This window comes from Taibaiella chishuiensis, from assembly GCF_003014535.1.
In the GTDB taxonomy this organism is placed as follows: Bacteria; Bacteroidota; Bacteroidia; order Chitinophagales; family Chitinophagaceae; genus Taibaiella; species Taibaiella chishuiensis.
The window spans coordinates 43,372-67,936 of sequence record NZ_PYGD01000009.1 but is presented as its reverse complement, the minus strand read 5'-3'; the positions used below and the strand labels follow the sequence as shown (position 1 = coordinate 67,936).

Below are 24,565 nucleotides of genomic sequence, written 5' to 3'. Positions count from 1 at the left end.
GCAAAAAACCAAGCCAGGTTATTTTATCACAAAATGTTCTACCTATGAAAAAACTATTGCTTACGACTGCCGCGTTGCTCCATCTAGCCGCAGCTATGGCGCAATGCAGTCCCCAATTTACCTGGGCCCTGACGCCGGGAAGCGCAGCACCGCTACAGGCCAGCTTTACCAATACCTCTACCTTTGTACCACCCGCTGCACCGGCTACCGTTATCAACCGGCTCAATTTTGGCGACGGTTCCTGGCAGTATGGATTCTCCGGCACCGTAAGCCACAACTATGCCAGCCCCGGCACCTATAGTGCCTGGATGATTACCACGGTGTACGATTCGCTTACTAACCTGGTATCCTGTACAGACAGCGTAATGCACCAGGTTGTGGTTAACTACCAGCCCTGCTATGCAACCTTCGCAGCCACCGCCACAAGCCCGGGCACCTACAGCTTTACGGCCTCCATGCCCGTAGCAACACCCGGCGCCATACATAACTGGAACTTCGGCGATGGCAGTCCCGTGGTAACCGGCAACCCGGTAAGCCATACCTTCAGCAGCAATACGCCCCATAGCGTAACCCTGATAACCAGTGCCGGCGGCTGCACCTCTGTAAAAAATCAGACCATCAACCTGCCTTCTTCCGCTATTGATTGCAGCACCCTTAGCGCCGCCATGCTGGTTTCCTTACCGGCCCCGATGACCGCGCAACTGAACAATACCTCGACTACGCACAGCGGCACCTACAATACTTCGCTCTGGTTTTTTGGCGACGGCAGTTCCAGTACCTCCGCGAACCCCAGCCATATCTATGCCAGCGCCGGTACCTATGGCGTAACCCTGGTTAATAAATGGAAGGACAGCCTTACCAATGCAGTGCTTTGCACAGACTCTGCCATGCAGATAGTTACGATTGTTGCAGGTGGCAATATATGTGCCGCTTTACATGCTTCCATGCAGGTCAACACCACTGCCCCGCTTACCGTAAGCCTGCACAATACTTCTAACAATGCCCAGAACCTGGTTAAAACCTCGCAATGGAGCTTCGGCGATGGCGCTACCAGCACATCGGACAACCCGACTCATATTTACGCAGCGCCGGGCACCTATCATATTACCCTGGTAAACCGTTGGAAAGACAGCTTGACCAATGTGGTCGTTTGCACCGACTCAGCCATGCAGAATTATACGCTTGGCCCCGTATCTGTATGCGACTCGTTGCATGCATATATGGCGGTAACCACAACCGGCACGCTTTCCCGCAGCTTCCAGAACTATTCTACTGTAAGCCCCGGGCTCAACATGCAGGCCCATTGGTACTTCGGCGACGGCGCCAGTGCAACCGGCAATTTCCAGAACCATACCTATGCGGCTCCCGGCTCCTATAATGCAATGCTGGTAACCGTTTGGAGCGACAGCCTCAACTCGTCTGTTGTTTGTTCCGATACGATGATCCTGCCCATCACCCTGGGTTCAGGCGGCGGCAGCATTATCTGCGACTCTCTGCATGCATATATGGCGGTAACCACAACCGGTACGCTTTCCCGCAGTTTCCAGAACTATTCTACAGCAGCCCCGGGGTTGAACATGCAGGCCCATTGGTACTTTGGCGACGGCACCAGCGCAACCGGCAATTTCCAGAACCATACCTATGCTACTCCCGGCACCTATAACGTAATGCTGGTAACCGTTTGGAGCGATAGCCTCAACCCGGCTGTTGTTTGTTCCGATACGATGATCCTGCCCGTCACCCTGGGTTCAGGCGGCGGTTCTATCTGCGACTCCCTGCATGCTTATATGGCGATAACCACAACCGGCCCGCTTTCCCGCTACTTCCAGAATACCTCTGCTACCTTCCCCGGCCTGAGCAATGATGCTTTATGGTCGCTGGGCGATGGCACGGTAAGCTCTGCCAATACGGTGAACCATACCTACCCGGCTGCCGGCACTTACAATGTCATTATGATTAACCGTTGGAAAGACAGCAGCAATACCGTTATATGCTTCGATTCCATTTACCAGCAGGTAGTAGTAGGTAACCCTGCAGGCAACCAGATCTCCGGTTATATTACCTGGGATAGCATGATGCCGGTTCCAGCCTACGATACCTTTAAAGTATGGCTGATCACGTTTGACTCTATCGCGAACACGCTTACGGCAGTAGATTCTACCCTGGCGTCACCATTCGGAGGCAATGTACCGTATACCTTCGGCGCACAGCCTGCCGGTATTTATCTTATCAAAGCAGCAAGCCTTGCCTCTGTTCCCGGCACTACAGGTTTTGTACCTACCTACCATACTTCCAGCCTGTACTGGAGTACAGCTACAAACGTAGTACACAGCGGCGGTGCAACCACCAACAAAAACATCTGGATGCAAACAGGCACCGTTACTTCAGGCCCCGGCTTTATTGCGGGCAACGTAGCCCTTGGCGCAGGCCGCGGCACGACTACCGGCATACCCGGTATGCTTATCTTCCTGCGCAACGGCAGCAGCCAGCTCGTAAGCACGGCCATTACCGATGCCAATGGCGACTTTAGCTTCGAACACCTGCCGGCAGGCGCTTACAGCGTATACCCCGAAGCCATCAACTACAACACGACTCCGGCCGCGGTGGTTATCGGCGACGGATCGCTGAGCAGGACCGGTATAGATTTTGAGAGAACAGAAAACGCAATTCTTCCGAAGAACATTACCAGCCTGAAAGACGCTGCTACCCTTAAGGATATTAAAGTGTACCCCAACCCGTTCAGGGGCGAGATCACGATCGATAACCAGGCAGGACACTACAGCCAGGTATCTTTTGTAACCGTAACCGGGCAGGTAGTACACCGCCAGTCCATCAAACAGGGCAATAATGTAATTGCTACTACAGGATTGGTACCCGGCGTATACTTCCTGCTGATTAACGGCAAAGAACAAACTGCAAGAATGACCATCACGAAACAGTAAAACAAAAAAACAGTTCCGGCTTTCCCGGAACAAACAACAGCCCTGTACCTGCCTTCCGGCGGGCACAGGGCTGTCTTGCTTACATCATAAACTTAAAATATTTATTTTAAAAAAAACATGTAAAAATCCAACCACAGGGATGAGGGTGGCTGTCTTCTTTTAAGCACGCCTTTCACGAATACCTGTTCCTTCATTTTCACTAAACTTACACATCATGTACAAAAAGATTTTACAATCCTTATGTCTGGCTGCGGGCGTCATGTTAGCAGAAGACGCGGCGGCGCAGAGCGTCTCCATTACCCTCACCCAGGCGCCCTGTAACAACAATGGTATCCTCACTGCGCACCTTTCGGGACTCAGTTACCCGGTAACCCTGCAATGGAATGTAATCGGCGTTGTGACGACACACAGCAATATCAACACGCCCACCGACCAGTTAACCGGTTACTCGGGTGCTGCGGTATCAGTTACCGCCACAGGCTCCAATGGTCTAAGCGTCTACGCCTCTTTTTCGGCGCCGCCTTTTACGTATACCACAACGTCAACGCCGGCAGCCTGCCCAGCCCTGGGTACTGCAACCGCTACACCTTCGGGCGGTGTAGCGCCTTATACGTACCAGTGGCTTAATGCTTCGAATACCATAGTCTCTACAAGCAACCCGGCAAGCCTGCCCGCGGGCCAGTATTCCGTTAAGATTACCGATGCCAACGGTTGTGTCTCCGGTTCGCACATTATTCCCGATTCCCTGTTCATACAGGGCATTGCTCCCTTCAACTTCAACATTACCACCACCCCGGCAAACTGTACCAATGGTACCGCTGCTGTCGGCACAATTACCGGTACCGGCCTGGCGCCGTATAGTTATGCCTGGTCCAATGGTGCATCCACCCCATCGATCAGTAACCTGACCCAGGGTGTGTACTCCGTAACGGTTACAGACGCCAACGGATGCAGCCGCGACCGTATTGCAGAAGTAACGCAGGCTGTACAGATCGGGGTTAATACCACACCGACCAATAGCACCTGCCTGCAGAACAACGGCGCTATTATGGTATTCGGATCGGGTGGCACTCCGCCATACAGCTATCTTTACGGCAATGGCGCTACCACTCAAACCCAGACTAACCTTGCCCCCGGTTATTACCCGGTAACGGTAACCGATGCCAATGGCTGTACCGGCCATGGCGGCGGTTATATCGGCACTTCGACGCCGGTTAACGTAACCTATAGCGCAACGCCCAGTTCCTGCACCGCAGCAACAGGCACGGCAACCCTTTCCATATCGGGCGGACAGGCGCCGTACACAACCAACTGGAGCACCTTCCCGGCGCAAACCGGCACTACAGCCAATAACCTGCCTGCGGGCTCCTGCAGCTTTACGGTAACCGATGCCAACGGATGCGTGCGGACCGGCACGGCAGTCATTCCACCCGTTGCAACCGTCGCAGTCAATATGACCGGTAGTAATGCCAGCTGTACCTCGGCTAACGGTAGTATTGTTGTTACGCCATCCGGCGGCGCCGCACCCTATACCTACAGCTGGAATACCGGCGCCAGCACAGCAACGCTGAACAGCCTTGCCGCCGGCATATACACCGTAACCGTTACCGATGCCAACGGTTGCGCTACCACTCGTTCCCGCAACATATCCACCAGCTCCCCGGTACATGTGGGCCTGGTAAGCACACCTGCATCCTGCATATTTACCGGCGATGGCAGTATACTCGCTACCGCCAGCGGCGGTACAGCACCCTATACGTACTCCTGGAGTAACGGGCAAACCACAGCCAATGCGACCGGGTTACACGCCGGCAATTACAATGTACATGTAACAGACGCCAATGGCTGTACCGGCGGCGAGTATACCGGCTTGGGTTATAATACGGCAAACAGCAGTTGCTACTGCACCATAAGCGGTACCGTATATCACGACATGAACAACAACTGTGTACGCGATGCCGGCGAACCGGGCATACCTAACATTCTTATACATTGCAGCAATTCGGGTTCCGTATTTACCGATGCCAACGGCCAGTATGCTTTCCAGGTTCCTTCAGGCACCTACACGGTATCTGAAAATGTACTGGGCATGTACCCGCTGGCATCCTGCCAGAGCAATACACAATCCGTAACCACCACTGCGGGTACCGGCTGTGTGCAGACCGTAAACTTTGCCAATACCGTGAACCCGATTCATGATATGCAGATCAGCACCTGGGACTTTACCGCTGCCGTACCCGGCAATACCTATGTACAGAAATGCATTGTCAGCAACCAGGGCACTGTTGCCGAACCTGCTGCCATAGCCAGCTATAATACAGACGGGCAGCTCAATACAGCGACGTTTGTCCCTTCCGGCATATTTGGCGCAAGCGGCGCCAACAGGTATACCACTGGCAGCGGTATGCCCAACCTTGCACCGGGCACATCGGCAGCATTTAATATCAACTACAACGTACCGACCAATATACCAATGGCTACACTGGTTGCCGTTAAAGACTCGGTGGCCTACACTAGCCCTATGAGCAACTGGCTGAGCGACTACTCGCCCTGGAATAATGTAAACCAGGTGAACACCACGGTGGTAAGCTCTTACGACCCCAACTTCAAACAGGTAATTCCACAAGGTATCGGCGCCGCGGGTAATATCGAACGTGCCGACTCCAACCTGCAGTACATGGTCCATTTCCAGAACCTGGGTACTTATTTTGCACAGAACATCGTAGTGATCGATACCCTCGACCCCGACCTGGATTGGAAGACCCTGCGCCCTGTTTACAGCTCGCATAAGACCAGCAATATCCAGATCAGCGAAACCGGCGTATTAAAATATACCTACAAGAATATTAACCTGCCGGCCAAGATGCACGATGAAGCAGGCAGCAACGGTATGTTTACCTACAGCATCCGCACCAGGTCGAACCTGCCGCTCGGTACGGTGTTTACCAATACAGCCGCGATCTACTTCGATTATAATGAGCCGGTAATTACCAATACCACCACCAATACCCTGTATAAACCTACCAGTGTAGATAACCCTGCAGTCGGCGATCGCATCTCGTTTATGATCTACCCCAACCCTGCATCGGCCTCCTGCTCCATATTACTGGATAATAAAACAGCAAAGGATGCTACGCTTACGGTGGCAGACATAAGCGGCAGGGTACTGCTGCGTAAAGACACCCGGCTGTACCCCGGCAAGCAAGCCATAGAGGTAAGCACCGGCGCCCTGATCCCCGGCGTTTACTTTGTGAGCCTGTCAGCAGGAGCAACGAAGACTACCCAAAAGCTGGTGATCCTGAAATAAACATGCTTACCTTTTGTTACAGAAAAGACCTCCAAATTGGAGGTCTTTTTTTTATCCGTCTTACAACTTACAACATGACCGTCAGCGTATAAGCAGTGCCAGCAGGCCTTCACATGGTCCAAACATTGGAACGGTTTCACCTGCGCGCCATAGCGTATTTATGATATCCTGCCTGAACAAATGATCCCATTACTCCCCCAAGTAATAACTTCATAAAACCCATACCATCCGCCAATCAGACAAACATACCTGGCCGTACCTCATTGATTGTGTTAAAATGGAAAGTTAAAAACATTAAATATTTTTTATTTATATAAATTAACAATAGAAAAAAGCCGGTTGTATTATTTTCATTACAGTCTTTCAGCAATATGCAGACCCAAGGGAAGCCGAAAACTTATTCAGAGTAGGCATAAAATCTTAACGATATGAAGAAAATGTACACCACCAAAGCCTGGAAAGCTATTATTCTCCTGCTCGGCCTCCAGTTATGGGCAGGCAGCGCCATGGCCCAGGCGCCCGCTAATGATGAATGCGGCGGCGCAATTACGCTTATCCCGGCCAGTGGCGCAACCTGTACGGCCACTGTTACCGGTTCGGAGCTTAATGCTACTATGTCCGCCCATACCCCATCCTGTTCCTTTGGGGCATCTAACGACGTATGGTACAGCTTTACAGCAACAGCCACAACGCATAAAATCCAGTTGAGTAATGTACACACCAATAACCCCGATGTCTTTAATTATTATTATTTTTTAACGATTTACAGTGGCAACTGTACGGGTTTAGCAGAAATGGCATGTAGTAGTTTCTATAAACCGGCAAGTTCCCCCTCTGCTGGTAACCTAGCCATAAGCGGGCTCTCCATAGGCCAGACTTACTATATCCAGGTGGCGGGCGGTAACGGGTATGATATCAACTACAACGCCGTCAGCAACATGATCGCTTTTGAAGTATGTGTCAGTACCCCTCCTCCTCCTCCGGCAAATGATGCATGTAACGGTGCCATTACTCTTGTCCCGTCCAACGACCTGGCCTGTACTGCGCCGGTTGCAGGTTCAACACTTAATGCGACCACATCCTACCCAACACCATCCTGTTACTTTGGCGTGGCGAACGACGTATGGTATAGTTTTACAGCAACCGCCACAACGCACAGGGTCCAGTTAAGCAATGTACTCCCCAATAACCCTAATGCTTTTTATTACGACTATTTTTTGACTGTTTATAGCGGCAACTGCGGCAGTTTAACAGAAATGGCATGTGATAATGCCCAGGAACCCGGAAGTGCCCCATCCTCTAAAAACCTGACCGCAGGCGGACTCACCATAGGCCAGACTTATTATATCCGGGTAACGAGTGGTGCAGGATACGATAACAACTTCTACTGGATAGAAAACAATATCGGTTTTGAAGTTTGTGTCGGCATGGCCCCCCCACCTCCGGCCAACGATGAATGTGCAGGGGCCATCCCGGTTATGGGCGCTAATACGGTAATAACCGGCGACAATACCGATGCCACCTCAAGTATGCCGCAAAACAGTTGTAGCTCTAGTAGCCAGCCTAATGACGTTTGGTTTACGTTTACTCCTGCGGCGACCGGCGATATGATCATTGACATCAATGAGTTGAATGTAGACGCGGTAGCGGAAATTTTCAGCGGTTCCTGTGGCGCCCTGAGTAGTATAGATTGTATAGATTACGGTTTCCCCTGGACCGTGCCGGTTACCGCCAACACTACTTATTATCTGAGGGTATATGACTACTTCGGTGATGGTGCAGGCACATTCGATATCACATTTGGCGGTACAGTACTACCTGTAACCGGCGGCAAACTTTCCGGCACTACCAGGAACGGCAGGGCTTTCCTGACCTGGAGTACCTTTACCGAACAAAACAATAAAGGCTTTGTGGTACAGCGTTCTGCCGATGGAAAAGATTTCCACAATGCGGGCTGGGTAAAAAGCAATGCCGCACAGGGCAACAGTACGCAAGCCCTAAACTATGTGTTCAGCGACCCAGAAGCCCTGGTGGCCACAGCTTATTACCGGCTGCAACAAACGGATATAGATGGCAGGACAACCACCTCCAACACCATACAGCTGGCTCCCGGTAATGCAGCCTCCTTTATGCTTACGGCCGCGCCCAACCCGGTAAAAGACCGGTTGATGATCATGATCCAGGGAGAACAAAAGCCGGGTGCAAGCCTGTCGGTTATAGACCTGACCGGTAAAACATTAAAGACACAACCTGTTACCGGCAGCGAAACAGCAGTCGACATGAGTGCCCTGCCCGGCGGCTTGTATTTTGCCCGCTACCAGGACGATAGCCGTTGCCAAACGATCAAGATCAGCAAACAATAATACGGTTCCATGATGGCGATCTAAGATGACCTTAAGTTGACCTAAACATAAAAGGGCACATGTTTTGAACATGTGCCCTTAGTTATGCTATCAGGGAAGTATTGATCATGGCAGCGGCAGCGCTGCAGGATCATCTTGTTTAATCGCAGTGATCACCGAAAGCCTTATCAGGGTTCAATCTTTGTACCCAGCAGCTGCAGGAAAGAGGCGATGAGTGCAGGATGCCCGGGCCATGCAGGCGAAGTGGTCAGGTTACCATCAGTTACGGCCTGGTCGGCAGGCACATTAACGAAGGTACCGCCGGCTGCGGTTACTTCGGGCGCTACCGCATAATATGCCGTAAGCTTTTTATCTTTTACCACACCGGCAGCCGTCAGGATCTGGATACCATGACATACAGCCGCCAGGGGCTTATTGGCCGTTGCAAAGTGCCGGGCTATTTCCAATATCTTATCGTTAAGCCGCAGGTATTCGGGCGCACGGCCACCTGCAATGTAAAGACCATCGTAGTTGGCCGGATCTACCTCGTCGAAATTATAGTTGAGCGCAAACATATGGCCTGGCTTTTCACTATAGGTCTGGGCGCCTTCGAAGTCGTGTATGGCGGTAAATACTTTGTCTCCTTTTTTCTTATCCGGGCATACGGCATGTACTTCGTGCCCTACCATCAGCAACATCTGGAAAGGAACCATGGTTTCGTAATCTTCGGCATAGTCGCCGGTCAGGAATAAGATCTTTTTCTGTGCCATAAATAAAGCTTGGGTTTAAAACAGGAAAAATGAGCCTTACAAATTTCCGTAATCCACACCGCATTTCAAGTTAAATAATCCTGATTAAGATCAAGATTTACCCTGGCAGGCATCGGCCCCCTTGAGGAACCAAGACAGGAGGCAATACCTAAGTATCATGGGTATAGTCGGCAATAGAGAGATACAGGTCTTCGACCTGCTTACGCGCCCAGGGCGTTTTACGCAGGAATTTAAGACTGGAGGAAATACTGGGATCGATATTGAAGCACTTGATCCGGATATTACGGCCCAGCTGCTCCCAGCCTCCATAATAGTCCAGCAGTTCCCGGAGTATCGTCTCCAGGGTCTTTCCGTGTAAGGGGTTGTTTTTTTGAATCGGTTCGGGCATAAAAGCTATACGATGTTTATTTGGATTCGCGTTCCATTTCTTCCATCCGCTTCTGCTTGGCATCCCTCAGGAACTCGGAAGCAAAAATAAAGTCGTTGAGCAATTTGTCTTTGCTGAAGATGATATCCTTATTCGAACCTTCCCATTGCTTCTTACCCTGGTGCATGTATACAATATGATCGCCGCTTTCCATTACGGTATTCATATCGTGGGTATTAATCACCGTAGTAATATTATACTCCTTGGTCAGTTCACTGATCAGTTGATCGATCACCAGCGAGGTTTGCGGATCCAGGCCCGAGTTGGGCTCATCGCAGAACAGGTACTTGGGATTCAGTACCAGGGCCCTCGCCAGGGCTACCCTTTTCTTCATACCCCCGCTGATCTCGGCCGGGAATTTACGGTTGGCATCTTTCAGGTTCACACGGTCCAGCACTTCATTAACACGGCTCAGTTTTTCCCGGTATTTCTTACGGGTAAACATATCGAGCGGGAACATTACATTTTCCTGCACGGTCTTACTATCGAAGAGGGCCGAGCCCTGGAAGAGCATCCCGATCTGCTGGCGCAGTTCCTTTTTCTCTTTTTCATCGATTTTGGTAAGGTCCTGGCCTTCGTAAAGGATCTGGCCTTCGTCGGGTTGAAACAGGCCGATCATGCATTTCATCAGCACGGTTTTGCCGCTGCCGCTGGTACCGATAATCAGGTTGGTCTGCCCGGCGTTCATCGTAAAGTTTACATCCTGCAATACCGTTTTATCGCCAAAGCTCTTCCGTACATTCTTTAATTCTATCATGTTGTAAAATGCAAGTTTTTTTAAGTTTTGCTTCAGGGTTTACCGGTGGTGTCCAATAAAAAATGCGTACCCGGCTGGTGCAGGATACGCAAATTTACTTGAAATAACATTGGAAAAGCAATATTGTTCTCCGGTTATACTTACAGGTTTTTAGCATCTTCCAGGAACTTAGCCAGGCCGATATCCGTAAGCGGATGGTTCAGCAGGCCGAGGATAGAGCTGAGCGGGCAGGTACAGATATCGGCGCCCACTTCGGCACAACGTACGATGTGCAAAGGGTTACGGATAGAGGCTGCCAGCACTTCCGTCATAAAGCCCTGCGCGTTGTAGATGTTTACGATTTGCTCGATCAGTTGTACACCGTCCCAGCTACCGTCGTCGATACGGCCGATAAAGGGAGATACCATAGTAGCGCCTGCTTTAGCGGCAAGGATAGCCTGGCCGGCAGAGAATACGAGGGTACAGTTGGTTTTGATCTCGTTGTCTGAAAAATATTTGATCGCTTTGATACCGTCTTTGATCATCGGTACCTTTACCACGATGTTTTCGTGCAGTTCAGCCAGTTTCAGACCTTCTTCCACCATACCTTTAAAGTCGGTAGAGATTACTTCAGCACTTACCGGGCCATCTACAATAGCACAGATATCTTTATAGTGTTGCAAAATGGCGTCCTGGCCTTTAATACCTTCTTTAGCCATCAGGGAAGGATTGGTGGTAACACCGTCGAGAATGCCGAAATCGGCTGCTTCCTTAATCTGGGCCAGGTTTGCTGTATCAATGAAGAATTTCATATTTATTGCAGATTTAGATTTTTTTAATTGAGCGATCCAATAAGTTTACCCTTTTACACAAGGCTTTGTTTACGCCGGCGTAAAATGATCGGGTGTTTTATAAAAAAGGAAAATTTCGCGAAGAATGGGGATAAAAAAGCGCCGGATATTGTGCCCGAAGTAAGCGGTTGGAATAAGAGGGGTTCCATCTGAAGAGCGTTCATTAAAACCTGAAACGTACAATATTGGCTGAAATAAAAAAGTGGCAAGTTACTTATATCGCACCGCTCAACCGCCTATCCTTGCTGCATTCCTGCCCTGGGGAGGTTCAGCAGGAGCTGGTCGTATAAGACTTGCCGGTGCAAAGGTAGGGAATATTTATCAGAATACGCAAGGAAAGAAAAAACTTCTTAAATATTTATTACCGCAACAGGAGCAAGACACGCTAAAACCCTTATCCATAAAGGCATACAAGGCGTAATAAAAATATTTTCCGCGCCTGCCTTACTCCGGTTTAAGCACGGCGATAAGCTGGTGCAGCTCGTCCGACTTATCCGGTTCGTTGCTGTATTCGTAGGTAAGCGCAAGCTCCTCCAGCATACGCGCAATGATCTCGCGGTTGCTCAATGGCTGGAAGTATTTATCGTCGTGCCCGGCTTTGATTTTCTTCAGGTATACATCCACATCGTTCTGGGTATATACCATACCGTTTACCGGGTCGATATAAAACTGGATGGTTTGTAACGGTTCGTCGTCGGGACTGAAGAAGTGGTACTGGCTATCGAAATAAGCCAGCACAAACTGCCGCGGCAGCGCTACCGCAAAGATGGGAATATCGAGCAGCTCGCAAAGCGCCAGGAAGATAACGCCAAGCGAAAAGGCGTTGCCCTGCTTGCTTTCGAGCGCATGGTTAATGAAGAAGAGGTTAGGGTCCCGCTCGGTGATCTCGTGGCCCTGCAATTTATAATAATTGTACAGGATACTGTTCACCACATTGATCTGTTCGAGCGGCGTCAGGTACTGGTTCAGTTCCAGCCATACATTACGCCTTATCTGCTCAAACTGGGAGAGCAGCGCGGTGGTATTCATTTCGGGATAGCGGTATTTGGCAACAAGCATCGCTCCCTTAAACAGGTTGGGATTGGGCTCGTTGTTCCAGGCTACGAACTCGGCCTGTAAATCGGTAAAGAGCGCCCGGTGAATAAGATTTTCAATACGGTATTGCACCGATTCATCTTCCGTCACTTCCCAAAGCTGCTCCAGGTTCGGAATAATTTCGGTGCCGTAGCGCAACAACTGGTCGGCTACGGTCGTAAACACTTCCTGGTCCGGGTCATCCACCAGATGCAATAAAGCCTGTATCTTTTTATTCACACGCATATCAAAAACTACCCCTGTTATTCATCACTAAAATACGCCAAACGGCGGTAAAAACCAAAACCCGGTAGCGTCCGGAACCGGTTGCCCGGGCGCTCAAGCAGGGATCATTCCTTTTACGGTACAGGTTAAAACACCAGTTTGAATTCCTGCACCGTAGGCCCTCTTTTTACCTTTACATCGGCCTTGTCGCCCGGCTTAAAGGTACCCAGGGCTTCCATATAGGTCTGCATACCATTTATCTTTTTATCGCCCAGCTGCAGTATGATATCGCCCTGCTTCAAACCGGCCTTGGCGGCGGGCTTATCGTCGATCACACCATCCACGCGTACGCCGATCTCCTGGTAGCTGTAGTCGGGCATAATACCCAGGGTTACCTTAAAGGCCGTACGGCTGCCCATACTGCTGTTCTTCGTGGTGCTGAACAAAGGCGCAGGCTGTTTTTCCATGCCGCCTATTATACTATAAACGTAATTAACCACGTCTTTCGTACCGGAATAATTGATTTTCTGGGCATCGTCGGTAGGCTTATGATAATCGGTATGCGTACCGGTAAAGAAGAACAGGACCGGGATACTGTCGTTGTAAAAAGAGGAATGATCCGAAGGGCCTACGCCGGAACTGTCTCTCGATATCTTGAGCGTAGACGGCACCGCGGCCATTACGCTGTTCCATACCGGCGAGGTACCCACACCGCCCACGGTAAGTTTGCGATCGGGGCCCAGGCGGCCTACCATATCCATATTGAGCATATACGCCGCCTTTTGTTTCTGGAAGTCTTTTTCCTTTACAAAAGCTTTGGAGCCGAGTAATCCCAGCTCCTCGGCCGAGAAGGCGATAAACAGGTAATTGTATTTTTTGTAGGAAGATTGTTTGAGCTTGGTAGCCACGGCCAGCATAGCTGCTACGCCACTGGCATTATCGTCGGCGCCGTTATGAATGCTTTTCACACCGTCTACCGAACGGGAATTGCCATCCTCGCCATAACCCAGGTGATCATAGTGCGCACCGATCACAGCGGTATACGTCGCATTGTTATTGATATACCCTACAATATTGGTGCCGGTACGGAATTCCTTTTTGAACGCGATATTCATGTATACCGGCTGCATCACCTTCATGTCTTTGACATACTGGTCGTATACTTTCTTGCCCAGCACCAGCACGGGCACACCCAGGCTTTCGTAATCCGTACGTTTGGTATATACGGGGGCATACTTACTGCCGAAATTATCGTAAAAAAGAACCGAGGTCGCACCGCGTTCAATCGCTTTCCGTGCCCGGTCAAAGGCGTTTTTCTCCCAATCGTAATGCGGGTTTTCCGCATCCTGCTGGGTTTCGTACAGGGCAATCAGCCAGGGGCTGTTGGCTTCTTTACTTTCGGGCAATACATAGTTTTCGTCGGTACCTGCACCGGAGAAGCCTACAGGAAAGGCATCTTCGGGAACGGATACATATTTGCCACCGATGGTGAGTCTTATCTCGGGTGTAAGCTCTTTACCCCATTCAAATTTAAAAGGTCTCCTGTAAGAGGCGCCATAAGGAACCAGCCCGATGGCGGCCATACGCTTTTCGATAAACATACCCGCCAGCGCTTCTCCTTTTGTCCCGGTACGGCGGCCTTCCAGTTGGTCGGAGGCCAGGTAACCGATATCTGCACGCAATTGTTTGATCACTTCTTCTGCGTTCGCGTCATTCTTAGCGCTCTCGTTTTTGTCCTTATCGGGAAGGATCTTTTTCCAGATCTGTGCTGCCGGATCTGCTGCCGGTGTCAGTGCTAATAAAGTAACGAGCGCGGCTACGCTCCAATTCCGTCTTTTCATGTGCATATACGTATAACCGGGCAAAAGGCATCCACCATTGCCCCCAGGCAAACTTAGCTAATTGAGATTCAATTTCTGTTTCAGAATTGTCAAAATTAACAATAAAAAAGCGGCCGGAAGAATTTCCGGCCGCTTTCCCTATAAATTGCGTAATTATTTCTGCCACATATCGCTTTCCCTGTCGATGAGCGCATCCATAGCTTTCTGGCCTTCTTCCAGACCACGCAGGTCTGATGAGAATTTGCGGCCGGTAGGATTGTTCCCGCTGCTTCTGATTACATAAGAAGAGAAATAGCGTCCGTCGAAGTAATCAGCCCATGAAATACGGTGCAGATCATTCTGTGGATTGTATACTTCGTAGTTGGCCAAGAGTTTCCTTAATTCGGGGTAGTATAACCAGAACATCGCCAGTGAACCGCGGAAGTTACCGTTATCGTCGAGGCGATCCTGGAGTGGAGCGATACCAATGATACGAACCACCATACGGCCTGCATTACGATCGAAGATCCAATCTTCTTTCAGCTGGTATTTGGTTACAGACTGGATATTGAATTCAGTATGTGTTTTGGTCCATATCTGTTCGCCGGTAATCGGATCTTCAACCAGTACGGAATCTTCGGTACCACCAATCTGTTTTTCGAAGGTAGCCATATCCAGCGGTGTAGTGAAGGCGTCATCCAGGGCACTATAAGCCTGAACTTTTCCTTTTTTCACAGCATCCAGCAGGATCTCGATAAAGGCGCCACCGCCGGTGTATTCATCCCCCTCGTAAATGAACGGTTGATTCTGTTTCTGGCGGATATCGATCTGGCGCCATACACGACGTTTCCATGCCGCATCGATCTCCCGGATATTGGTCAGATCCAACGCTTTGTTTACATGGGGAACTTTATCGATAATACCGTCTTTTACAAGAGATGGTTTCCAGGAAGTGTTAACCGCTTCGGTAGAAGTGTTACCAGCCTGCATTGCCTGATCCGTAATCATAGGATTCTGGGCAAAAGCCGCTCCGCTAAACAAAATAGCACTTAATGCAAAACCAAATTTATTGAGGATATTCATACTCCTTCGTTTATTTTAATATTAGTTCAATGTAATGGTTACAGAATTGATCGTTTGTACCCTTTTATCCGGACCAACGGCTTTGACATTCTCAAATATCCATTTGTCACCAGGACGGGAACGATCCATATAACCTCTCACGGCATTGCTGAAGAGGGCGCCGGAGTTTTCCTGCTCACCATATTCTCCATTCCTTGGTACATAAGCGAAACGGAAACTTACTACTTCGAAACGCGTGTCAAAATCAAAGTTATCCAGTTTGGCTACCACACCTTTCTGTGCTTTGGCAGTTGCCGCTGGCAGACGGCCGGAGGTGATACCACCTACCATAGCTTGTGGTGGCGGGATGTATTTAACCCTGATCTTACCACCGCTGATCTTACCGCCACCCTGGCCGCCCCTGGAGGCATTGATCGCATATTCCAGTACACCTTGTTTGGTAACGTTGATGGAATAGGTACCCTTGCCAGTAGAAGTAATGTCGGCACCCGGCATGCTCAGTTTTACGTCTTCGATGTTGTAACCGGAAGCAGATAAGGTAACGGGGTTCGGAACACCGATATACATTACGTTCATTTTATCCAGCTGCAGGGAAGCGCCTGCTGAACCGACAGTATATTGGAACTTAAAGGCGTACTCTTCTTTAACACCATTGCTTTCGTTAACGATCACACCATTTACGGTTTTCATACCGGCGCCGCTGGCTTTGATCTTCAGCGTACCTACACCGTCTTTTACAACTACAGCACCGCCGGAAGAAGACATCCTTGGGTTCGCTGATTTATTGTAAGCTGCCAATACGATAGAGGCTTCAATTTCCTGGCCTTCCAGTGCATAACTCGTATTAGGCGTTGCGATAGCAACAAGCGCATCGAATTTTTTATCTTTAAGATGGACCTGGCTGGAAAGATACTCCAACACCATGGATTCTGCATTCTTTACATCGTTCTGGAATTTGGAGAACATTGCAATAGAAGCGACAACCGGGATATTGTTAAAGGTACCGTGTGACCAGTCTCCGCTTGGATTCTCTTCAGACCTGGGATAATCAAGCAGACGCAAAGGAATCTGCTTTTTAATACGCTCCCTGTCTGCAGGATTTTCAACTTTGCTCAAGATGAATTCTACATAACTGTTCAGACGCTTTTTGATCTCGTCACCTTTCTTCTCATCCACGAACATTTTGGTTGGTGTATTGATATCGTCCAACGCTTTGATTGTTTGTGTACCGTTTGCTGCGGTTTCGTAACCACCGGAGCGTTGTACTACAGAGTCTTTCCAACTCTGCAGGTAAGCGAAAGTTTGTTCGGATTGCGTTTTAACCAGTTTAGCAATATCATTCAACGGCCTAACTTTAGCGCTATCAGCCGTCAACTGAGCTTCGTCAAACGACTTATAAAACTCGTCGTTTTTACCAATGATGGTCTTATTCGTGCTTTCGATACTACTATTAATCGTAGCGAAGGCCGTTAATACCTCTTTGGTAATATTAAGGGCAAGCATGGCAGTCAACACCAGGTACATAAGGTTGATCATCAACTGCCGGGGCTCTTTAGGTATGGACATCCTTAGACTTTTTCTTAGTTATGATTAATTATTGGATTAATATTTTCCGGCATCCCTGCCCCATATACCTATATAATAAAGGTATGCACAGGAAGACAAAAAATATTGAGATGTTTAAAACTCAGGCTTAACGACCCTGCATGGCGCTTAACATGTTGCCATAAATAGTATTGAGGGAAGCCAGGTTTTTAGACAGTGTAGCGATCTGCTCTTTAGCGGCAACTGCATCAGAAGCGCTGGAAGCCATAGCATCAGAAGCATTTACCAGGTTGCTGTAGAACTTGTTCATTGCTTTCAGGTGGTTGTTGGCATCCTGCAGTTCTACTTCATAAATCTGGTTCAGGGAACCCAGGTTTTTAGAAAGTACCTGTACCTGCTGGTGGAATTGAGCAGTGCTGTCGGCAGCGCTGTTGAAAGAAGACATGGTGTTGGAAGCGCCAACAAAAGTATCTTTCATTTTACCCAGGGCATCAGCAGCTTCACGTGCACTCTGAGAGTAAGATCCTGTAGCTGCGGTAACATCTGTAATATCTTTCATCTGCTCTACAGTCTGTCCGAAGCGCTGGAAGTTATCGTTCAGGCGTTTCAGGTTAGGCGCATTGATGTTGGCTTCTTCCAGCATTTTATCCAGGGAAGCTGTAGCGTTGCCACCGGAGCCGCCGCCCATACCAATCGCTTCGGCCGGTGCTTTGAATTTAATACCTTTCCTGTAAGCTTCAACGTGTGGATTCTCATCCAGGTTGGGATAGTAACGCTCCCAGTAGTAATCTTTATGCGGAGGTAAGATACCTAAAAGACAAAAGATGAATGCTTCTGTACACATACCCACGGTCAGCATCATGGTAGCGCCTTCCCAGTGGTTGATTTTGAAAAGTGCTCCTAACAATACAACGCCCGCACCAACACCGATGATTAAATTTTTAATGTATTTGCCTTGCTTGGTTTCAAAAAACAAAGATATTGAGCCCATTTTTTATTGATTTAACGAATTAAAATTTAATTTATTTATTTAGCTTCTTTCTCTTCAAGATTCTTAGCGACGTGAGTTAGGCTCGTTTTTGATAGCCGGGGCGATCTGCCTGATGATACAACGGAAACCGATGTAAGCTTTAGCAGTATCTGCAAATTCGTAATCGCGGTTGCTTACATTCAGGTAAGCCGCAGGATCACGCCAGCTTCCGCCTTTTACCACCATACGGCGCATCCAGGTTGGATCGTTTTCGCCGATACGGGTTTTGATATCAGGGTTCATGTCGGAAATGATATTGGTATTGTAGGCATCTGCAACATAAACGGAGCGGGTCCATTCTGCTACGTTACCGGACATGTTGTACAGACCGTAATCGTTAGGCCAGTAAGCATTGGCATTAACGGTGTAGAGGCCGCCATCAGCAGAATAATCTCCGCGGTCCGGTTTGAAGTTGGCCAGGTAACAACCTTTCTGGTTCAGCACATACGGGCCACCCCATGGATAAGGAGATAACTGACGGCCTCCGCGTGCTGCCCATTCCCATTCGCTTTCGTTAGGCAGTTCGAAGGTACCTTCGAAGAATAATTTACGTTTTTCACGATCTGCTTTCCAGAGGTTGGTCCTCCAATCACAGAAGGCATTGGCCTGGTGGTAGTTCACACCTACAACAGGGTACTCGTCGAAAGCAGGGAACCAGTTGTACTGGCGTGCGATAGGCTCGTTATTGGAGTAGGTAAACTGGCGCATCCACACCAGGGTATCGGGGTAAATATTGATTGATTTCGTAACAACGAAATTGCTCCTGGGTTGGCCCGGGTTTTTAGCCGAGGACTCCATGTCGAAGTATTTGGTCGTATAATTCAGTTTGGTAACGTCCAGCTCTTTTTTACCGGTACCGGTCTGGCTGGCATCAACAAACAGACCCATCAGCTGATCCTGAACATCAGCATCGGTCCACTTTACGCGGTTTGCCCAATCGATCTGCTGGGTACCATCGTCATTATCTTTATAATCACCGAGTGTAACATGTGCAATAGAATCACGAACCCAACTCGTGAACTGGCGATACTCCGCATTGGTAATTTCGGTAGCATCCATATAGAAGCCCGTCATCTGTACGGTACGGACAGGGGCATCAAGCGCGTTCTGAATATCCTGATCGCTGTAGCCGGTTTTTAAAACCCCGGATGGTACGTAAACCATACCAACAGGTGTAGGGGCCTTGTAACTCGATCTATTAGAGTAGTCGCCCACTAACTGACCTTGCGAAGTAGGTTGCCCGCAACTCGCGGCAAACATAGCCATAGCCACTGCGGCAATACTCAGGGAGAGTTGTTTCATCTGTTTTTGTTTTGTCATTGTTATGCTCCGTACAAATTTTTAATTGTTCAGCTTTGCTTCTAGCTGTTTCATTAAAACACTATTACTATGCTATAATGTATGAACTGCAATTTTTATAGAGAATAATGTTCAAATCTGGCCGAAAGATAATAAAAGTTTTGAAAAATTAACTTTTGCTAAATAAATATTGATTTTTCTATTCTTTCTTATCTCAACGGACGATACTCTTAAACTTTTACTGCTGTTTTTATTCCAACCTTAACAGAATTTGAATCCCCTCCTGTCGCAATATTTCCGGAAGAGGTTCCGTTATCATAATTCGGGAAATAACTGTTACCTCCCGTTCTGCTTAGCTGTTTTCACAACGGGACACAATATTCAAATAATTTTTTGAAAATGCAACAATACCGTTAATTTTTTTTTCCTTTTTCCCCGCCGAAATCCTCTTTGAAGTTGCTAAATAAAGGAATTTTTATTTTTTAAACAATATTGCAACAAAATTTATTTTGCCGCAATCTGCGTGTTTTATTTAAAGCGCTTTAACAGGCAATTACCTGAAATATTTTATTTTTTATCATCGGCGGCTGTCCTTCCCGTGGCGCGCGGGTACCGGCCCCGGGCCGTTTTACAAAACCAATTGCTCCACCCCCTGTACCGGCTGACCGCATACGAAATGCGCACAGAGGTAACACCAGGTTGCCCCCGCTTTATATTTCCCCGCGAAGGCGCCTGTAGTAAGGCCTTCCGTATCTGCCAACGCAAATACCTCGGGGCGGTAACGGGCCTGCCATTTAACCAGCTCCGTCACGGCACCTTCTCCCGACAGCACCAGCTGTTTTAACCCTATGCTGTATCGTTGCATAAAGGTAGCCCAGCAGGCAAACGAGGTCGGGTATCGCTGCACGGTACGTACCATCTGGTGCAACAAGGCCTCAGCCTGTTCCAGCCAGTCGCTCCGCTCAAACAGGTTGCCCATATGCCAGAGCTGCGCCGCCATTACCGCGTTGGCCGAGGGCGTGGCTCCATCGTACAATTCTACTTTTCGTACTATAATATCGGTCTGGCTGGCAGCCGAAAAATAAAAGAAATTCCGGTCTTCGTGCAGGAACTGCTCCTGCACCTTCAGCAACAGGGCTTCGGCTGCAGGCAGGTACGTAGTCCGCGCCGTTGCAGAGACCAGTTGCAGCAAGGCTTCCAGCAGGTAAGCATAGTCCTCCAGTTTGCCCGGGATACGGGCTTCCCCGTTTTTATAAGTATGCAACAGCAAGCCCTCTTCCGTTGAGAAAGTCGCTAACAGCCAGTCCATATGTGTAACGGCATCGTCGAGCCATTCCCTCCGGTCCAGCGCCAGGGCCGCCTTAACCAGGGCCGTGTTCATCAGGGCATTCCAGGAAAGCAGGATCTTATCGTCGGTTTGCGGTCGTATACGTTGTTCCCGCCGGGCCATCAGCCGGAGCCGCGCCTCTTCCAGCAGGCTTGCCCATGCTTCGGGGGCAAGCCCGAATTGCTGCAATACCGTTCCGGTATCCATAGCCCTGTGCAGGATATTGGTATGCTCCCAGTTGCCCGCTTCGCTTACGCCATAATAAGCCGCAATGGCCGGATGCGCATCGCCCATCAGTTCCTGCCATTCCTGCCAGGTCCAGGTATAGTATTTGCCTTCCACACCTTCCGAATCCGCATCCAGCGCGCAGTAATAACCCGGCTCGCCCGTGGCGGGGCGTAACTCGCGGTTACAAAAAGACAAGGTGGCTTCGATCACCGACCGGTAACGTTCATCGCCCGTAAGCGTATAGGCATCGCTCAGTACCCCGACCAGCAAAGCATTGTCGTACAACATTTTTTCGAAATGCGGCACCAGCCATTCCCGGTCCGTGGCATACCGGGCAAAGCCGCCCCCCACCTGGTCATAGATACCACCACCGATCATTTTATCGAGACATAGCAAAGCATGCTGCAAAGCATCTGTAGCTAAGGCATCCCCCCTACCCTGCCGGGTACGGAAATGATAGTATTCGAGCAGGAAGCGGATGGAGCCCGTGGCCGGGAACTTAGGCGCGGGGCCAAAACCACCCTCCTCCACATCGGCCTGCTGCAGCAGGTTGTGCGCGATAAGCGTCATCACCTCCGGCGTGATGCGGTCCTCCGGCGATGCACTACCGGTAAGCGATGCCTGTTGCAGGTGCTGTACCATCTGCCCGGCCTGCAGGGCAATCTCCTCCTGCTTTTCCTGCCATGCATGTTGTATCGCCTCCAGGATCTGCATCCACGAATTGCGGCCATACAAGGCTTTGGGCGGGAAATAAGTGCCGCCGTAAAAAGGTTGCCGGGCCGGCGTTACAAACATATTAAGCGGCCAGCCGCCTGCCCCCGACATGGCCTGCAGGGCATCCATATACAGGTGATCGACATCGGGATGTTCTTCCCGGTCTACTTTTACACATACAAAATGAGTATTCATGTATGCAGCAACCACAGGATCTTCAAAGCTCTCATGCTCCATGACATGGCACCAGTGACAGGCCGCGTAACCAATACTGACCAGTACCGGCTTATGTTCAGTCCGGGCTTTTTCAAAGGCTTCGTCGCCCCAGGGATACCAGTCTACGGGGTTTTGCGCATGTTGTAGCAAATAGGGACTCGATTCGTATTGAAGACGGTTAGCCATTATCGGTTAAAAAGTTTTTACAGGTTAAGATAGTCGCGTATGATCCGGCTTATTTCTGCAGCACGGTTATAGACCATAAGATGACCGCCGCCTTCGATAGCGAAGTCGGCTTTTACATTTTGAAAAGGAATGATCCGGTCGGCGGTGCCGTGGATGTGTATCAGATGCGCCGGTATATAACTGTTGTCCCAGTGCACCATGCCATTCATTGCCCAACGGTAAAAGCGGGGATCGGTATCCTCCAGGATGGCCGCCAGCAGCGCCTTATCGGCAGGCGATGCAGCGCCGAACAGGCGGTAGACCATAAAATTAGGCTTGGTGATCCAACTACCCGGCAGGTATTTGTACAGGCCCCATTTCAGGAAAAACGATTTATTCGCGGCCAGTTCCCCTGCCGTTTTTGCAGAAGAGATCAGGACCAGTTTTTGAACCGGTATGATCCTGGAAACTTCGATCGCCATCATCCCCCCAAACGAAAGACCGACCAATACCGGGTGCGCCACCGTGATCTGCTCCGATAACCTGCGGGCGTAATCCGCCATGGATTCGCCCTTTAGCGGGTCGATCCACCGGATATGTATGATCCGGCAACCCGGCAGCTCCAACCGGTCGAAAGCACGGGCGTCTGCGCCCAGCCCGCTAAAAAAATATATAGTCTGCATATCGTTCCCGGTTGCGTTGCCGCAAGGTAAGGCTTCTGCGCCACTATGCTCCGTTTCGGTTACCCGGGCCGCAGCAGGCAAGCCCGCTACCGCCGGTAGCACTACCAACAGGACCAGGACAAACCGGGGTATAAAAGCAGGGAACCGTAATAACATAATACCGCGTTAGACCGGTAAAAATAGGCATTAAAACACCGTAACGGGTATTACTTTATCACCAACAAGGCATACGGTAAGCCCCGGCAAGAACCAATATCCCCCTTTATTTCACCCATAACACACAAATGCAACATTGTTGCATTTTGTATATTTGCAACATTGTTGCATTTAAAAATTTATAGCTCATGAAATTTTACGCCCTTTTAAAAATGTCGTTGCTCCTGCTGTATTGCTGTACACTCAGTTGCAGTTGCAGTAAAGATTGCAAACATCACCGGGCATGCGCTGCCCCGGAGCGGCAGCATGCGCAAGCCATCGATCCTGTTATTCCCTAACCCATTTATTCCCTAAAAAATCATGTCCGATTTCAGACCACTTAAAAAATTACCTGCAACCATATTATCCGGCTTTCTGGGCAGCGGCAAGACCACCCTGCTCAATCATATCCTGCACAATAAAGAGGGGCTGAAAGTAGCCGTGATCGTTAATGATATGAGCGAGGTAAACATCGACGCACAGTTTATTGAAGCCCAGGACGTATTGTCGCATACGGAAGAGCAGCTGGTAACCTTAAGCAACGGCTGCATCTGCTGTACCCTGCGCGCCGACCTGGTAGTAGCCGTGGAACAACTGGCTCGCGAGGGCCGCTTCGATTACCTGATTATCGAAAGCACCGGTATCAGCGAACCCGTACCCGTGGCGCAAACCTTTAGCTATATCGACGAAACCAGCGGTATCGACCTGGGCCGTTTCAGCTATATCGACACCATGGTAACCGTTGTAGACTGTTATAATTTTATACGCGACTTCGGCAGCACCGACCTGATTGCCGATCGTGCACCGGCCGGCAACGATGCCGATGCCCGTCCCATCGTAAACCTCCTGACCGAACAGGTAGAGTTTGCCAACGTGATCCTGCTCAATAAGACCGACCTGGTACCTGCCGATACGGTGAGCCTGCTGCGCAGCATGTTACAAAAACTCAACCCGGAGGCGCGTATACTGACCAGCAGTTTTGGCCGGGTAAATCTGCCGGAAGTGATCCATACCGGCCTGTTCGATGCCGGCGAAGCGGCCGCCACCGCGGCCTGGCAACAGGAACTGGAACAGGAGCACCAGCCCGAGACCGAAGCCTACGGGATCCGGTCGTTCGTGTTCAGCGACCCGCGCCCCTTCCACCCCTTACGACTTTGGCAATACCTGAACCACGATTACCCTGTTTCGCTGATCAGGGCCAAAGGCCTGTTCTGGCTTGCTTCGCGGCCGGGTATAGCCATCAGTTTTTCGCAGGCGGGCGGTTCGCTGCGGGTTACCCACGCCGGGGTATGGTGGAGCAGCATGCCTTTTGCCGAGCGCCACCGCCACCCGGGTTTCCGCGAATACCAAACCGATATAGAAAGCCGCTGGCACAAACAATGGGGCGACCGGCGCAACGAACTGGTATTTATCGGCCAGCACCCGGATACGGACCAGATCATGACCGAACTGGAAGCCTGCCTGTTGCAACCCGGGGAGCTGCACCTGTTACAGCCGCATCATATCTGGGAGGATCCTTTTCCCGCTGAGCTGGAATAGTAATTAGTTTACCAAAATTTATTTTTAGATTAATCTAAATTATTGTT

Annotated in this window: 16 protein-coding genes and 1 other RNA gene; 4 read left to right on the top strand and 13 right to left on the bottom strand. The window is 49.8% G+C overall.

Going from position 1 to position 24,565, the window contains the following annotated elements; genetic code table 11:
- Nucleotides 1-44: 44 nt before the first annotated feature.
- The 3 genes from B0I18_RS19305 to B0I18_RS19295 all read left to right on the top strand — a co-directional run bounded on the left by B0I18_RS19305 (nt 45) and on the right by B0I18_RS19295 (nt 8,612).
- Nucleotides 45-2,942, top strand: coding sequence for a PKD domain-containing protein (locus B0I18_RS19305; RefSeq protein ID WP_106524393.1), 2,898 nt, complete (start codon nt 45-47; stop codon nt 2,940-2,942).
- Between the two features lie 214 nt (nt 2,943-3,156).
- On the top strand, nt 3,157-6,249 hold the full coding sequence (locus B0I18_RS19300) for a DUF7619 domain-containing protein (RefSeq protein WP_106524392.1): 3,093 nt from the start codon (nt 3,157-3,159) through the stop codon (nt 6,247-6,249).
- Between the two features lie 428 nt (nt 6,250-6,677).
- A complete protein-coding gene (locus B0I18_RS19295; protein WP_106524391.1) occupies nt 6,678-8,612 on the top strand; it encodes a T9SS type A sorting domain-containing protein in 1,935 nt (644 codons plus the stop codon).
- A gap of 167 nt (nt 8,613-8,779) precedes the next feature.
- Here the strand turns inward: B0I18_RS19295 and B0I18_RS19290 are convergent, their stop codons facing one another.
- From B0I18_RS19290 to B0I18_RS19230, 13 genes are all read right to left on the bottom strand, one after another.
- Nucleotides 8,780-9,361 (bottom strand): DJ-1/PfpI family protein, encoded by a 582-nt coding sequence (locus B0I18_RS19290; RefSeq protein ID WP_106524390.1) that lies wholly within the window; start codon nt 9,359-9,361, stop codon nt 8,780-8,782.
- 148 nt (nt 9,362-9,509) lie between these two features.
- Nucleotides 9,510-9,749, bottom strand: coding sequence for a VF530 family protein (locus B0I18_RS19285; protein ID WP_106524389.1), 240 nt, complete (start codon nt 9,747-9,749; stop codon nt 9,510-9,512).
- 16 nt (nt 9,750-9,765) lie between these two features.
- On the bottom strand, nt 9,766-10,545 hold the full coding sequence (locus B0I18_RS19280; protein ID WP_106524388.1) for an ABC transporter ATP-binding protein: 780 nt from the start codon (nt 10,543-10,545) through the stop codon (nt 9,766-9,768).
- 140 nt (nt 10,546-10,685) lie between these two features.
- Nucleotides 10,686-11,336 (bottom strand): fructose-6-phosphate aldolase, encoded by a 651-nt coding sequence (gene fsa, locus B0I18_RS19275; protein ID WP_106524387.1) that lies wholly within the window; start codon nt 11,334-11,336, stop codon nt 10,686-10,688.
- Between the two features lie 239 nt (nt 11,337-11,575).
- An RNA gene (ffs, locus tag B0I18_RS19270) (signal recognition particle sRNA small type) lies at nt 11,576-11,674 on the bottom strand.
- A gap of 145 nt (nt 11,675-11,819) precedes the next feature.
- The gene (locus tag B0I18_RS19265; protein ID WP_106524386.1) at nt 11,820-12,695 is read right to left on the bottom strand and encodes a transglutaminase-like domain-containing protein; all 876 of its coding nucleotides are present in this window, start codon (nt 12,693-12,695) and stop codon (nt 11,820-11,822) included.
- Nucleotides 12,696-12,820: 125 nt separating this feature from the next.
- Nucleotides 12,821-14,515 (bottom strand): M20/M25/M40 family metallo-hydrolase, encoded by a 1,695-nt coding sequence (locus B0I18_RS19260; protein WP_181358534.1) that lies wholly within the window; start codon nt 14,513-14,515, stop codon nt 12,821-12,823.
- Between the two features lie 153 nt (nt 14,516-14,668).
- Nucleotides 14,669-15,577, bottom strand: a complete 909-nt coding sequence (porN, locus tag B0I18_RS19255; RefSeq protein ID WP_106524384.1) for a type IX secretion system ring subunit PorN/GldN — start codon at nt 15,575-15,577, stop codon at nt 14,669-14,671.
- A gap of 21 nt (nt 15,578-15,598) precedes the next feature.
- Nucleotides 15,599-17,143, bottom strand: coding sequence for a type IX secretion system motor protein PorM/GldM (gene porM / locus B0I18_RS19250; protein ID WP_106524383.1), 1,545 nt, complete (start codon nt 17,141-17,143; stop codon nt 15,599-15,601).
- A gap of 127 nt (nt 17,144-17,270) precedes the next feature.
- The gene (gene porL / locus B0I18_RS19245; protein WP_106524382.1) at nt 17,271-18,113 is read right to left on the bottom strand and encodes a type IX secretion system motor protein PorL/GldL; all 843 of its coding nucleotides are present in this window, start codon (nt 18,111-18,113) and stop codon (nt 17,271-17,273) included.
- Nucleotides 18,114-18,176: 63 nt separating this feature from the next.
- Complete coding sequence (porK, locus tag B0I18_RS19240) at nt 18,177-19,454, bottom strand: T9SS ring complex lipoprotein PorK/GldK (RefSeq protein ID WP_106524508.1); 1,278 nt, start codon at nt 19,452-19,454, stop codon at nt 18,177-18,179.
- Between the two features lie 625 nt (nt 19,455-20,079).
- On the bottom strand, nt 20,080-22,122 hold the full coding sequence (locus B0I18_RS19235; RefSeq protein WP_106524381.1) for a thioredoxin domain-containing protein: 2,043 nt from the start codon (nt 22,120-22,122) through the stop codon (nt 20,080-20,082).
- A 17-nt stretch (nt 22,123-22,139) separates the two neighbouring features.
- Complete coding sequence (locus B0I18_RS19230) at nt 22,140-22,940, bottom strand: alpha/beta fold hydrolase (protein WP_106524380.1); 801 nt, start codon at nt 22,938-22,940, stop codon at nt 22,140-22,142.
- Between the two features lie 360 nt (nt 22,941-23,300).
- Here B0I18_RS19230 and B0I18_RS19225 point away from each other — a divergent pair, with 360 nt between their 5' ends.
- A complete protein-coding gene (locus tag B0I18_RS19225; RefSeq protein WP_106524379.1) occupies nt 23,301-24,518 on the top strand; it encodes a GTP-binding protein in 1,218 nt (405 codons plus the stop codon).
- Nucleotides 24,519-24,565 lie beyond the last annotated feature (47 nt).

Coding starts and splice junctions, on each gene's coding strand:
- B0I18_RS19300 (WP_106524392.1), top strand. CDS start 3,157: ATGTACAAAAAGATTTTACAATCCTTATGTCTGGCTGCGGGCGTCATG.
- B0I18_RS19285 (WP_106524389.1), bottom strand. CDS start 9,749: ATGCCCGAACCGATTCAAAAAAACAACCCCTTACACGGAAAGACCCTG.
- fsa (WP_106524387.1), bottom strand. CDS start 11,336: ATGAAATTCTTCATTGATACAGCAAACCTGGCCCAGATTAAGGAAGCA.
- B0I18_RS19290 (WP_106524390.1), bottom strand. CDS start 9,361: ATGGCACAGAAAAAGATCTTATTCCTGACCGGCGACTATGCCGAAGAT.
- B0I18_RS19295 (WP_106524391.1), top strand. CDS start 6,678: ATGAAGAAAATGTACACCACCAAAGCCTGGAAAGCTATTATTCTCCTG.
- B0I18_RS19260 (WP_181358534.1), bottom strand. CDS start 14,515: ATGAAAAGACGGAATTGGAGCGTAGCCGCGCTCGTTACTTTATTAGCA.
- porK (WP_106524508.1), bottom strand. CDS start 19,454: ATGAAACAACTCTCCCTGAGTATTGCCGCAGTGGCTATGGCTATGTTT.
- B0I18_RS19225 (WP_106524379.1), top strand. CDS start 23,301: ATGTCCGATTTCAGACCACTTAAAAAATTACCTGCAACCATATTATCC.
- porN (WP_106524384.1), bottom strand. CDS start 15,577: ATGAATATCCTCAATAAATTTGGTTTTGCATTAAGTGCTATTTTGTTT.
- B0I18_RS19305 (WP_106524393.1), top strand. CDS start 45: ATGAAAAAACTATTGCTTACGACTGCCGCGTTGCTCCATCTAGCCGCA.
- B0I18_RS19235 (WP_106524381.1), bottom strand. CDS start 22,122: ATGGCTAACCGTCTTCAATACGAATCGAGTCCCTATTTGCTACAACAT.
- porM (WP_106524383.1), bottom strand. CDS start 17,143: ATGTCCATACCTAAAGAGCCCCGGCAGTTGATGATCAACCTTATGTAC.
- B0I18_RS19280 (WP_106524388.1), bottom strand. CDS start 10,545: ATGATAGAATTAAAGAATGTACGGAAGAGCTTTGGCGATAAAACGGTA.
- B0I18_RS19265 (WP_106524386.1), bottom strand. CDS start 12,695: ATGCGTGTGAATAAAAAGATACAGGCTTTATTGCATCTGGTGGATGAC.
- porL (WP_106524382.1), bottom strand. CDS start 18,113: ATGGGCTCAATATCTTTGTTTTTTGAAACCAAGCAAGGCAAATACATT.
- B0I18_RS19230 (WP_106524380.1), bottom strand. CDS start 22,940: ATGTTATTACGGTTCCCTGCTTTTATACCCCGGTTTGTCCTGGTCCTG.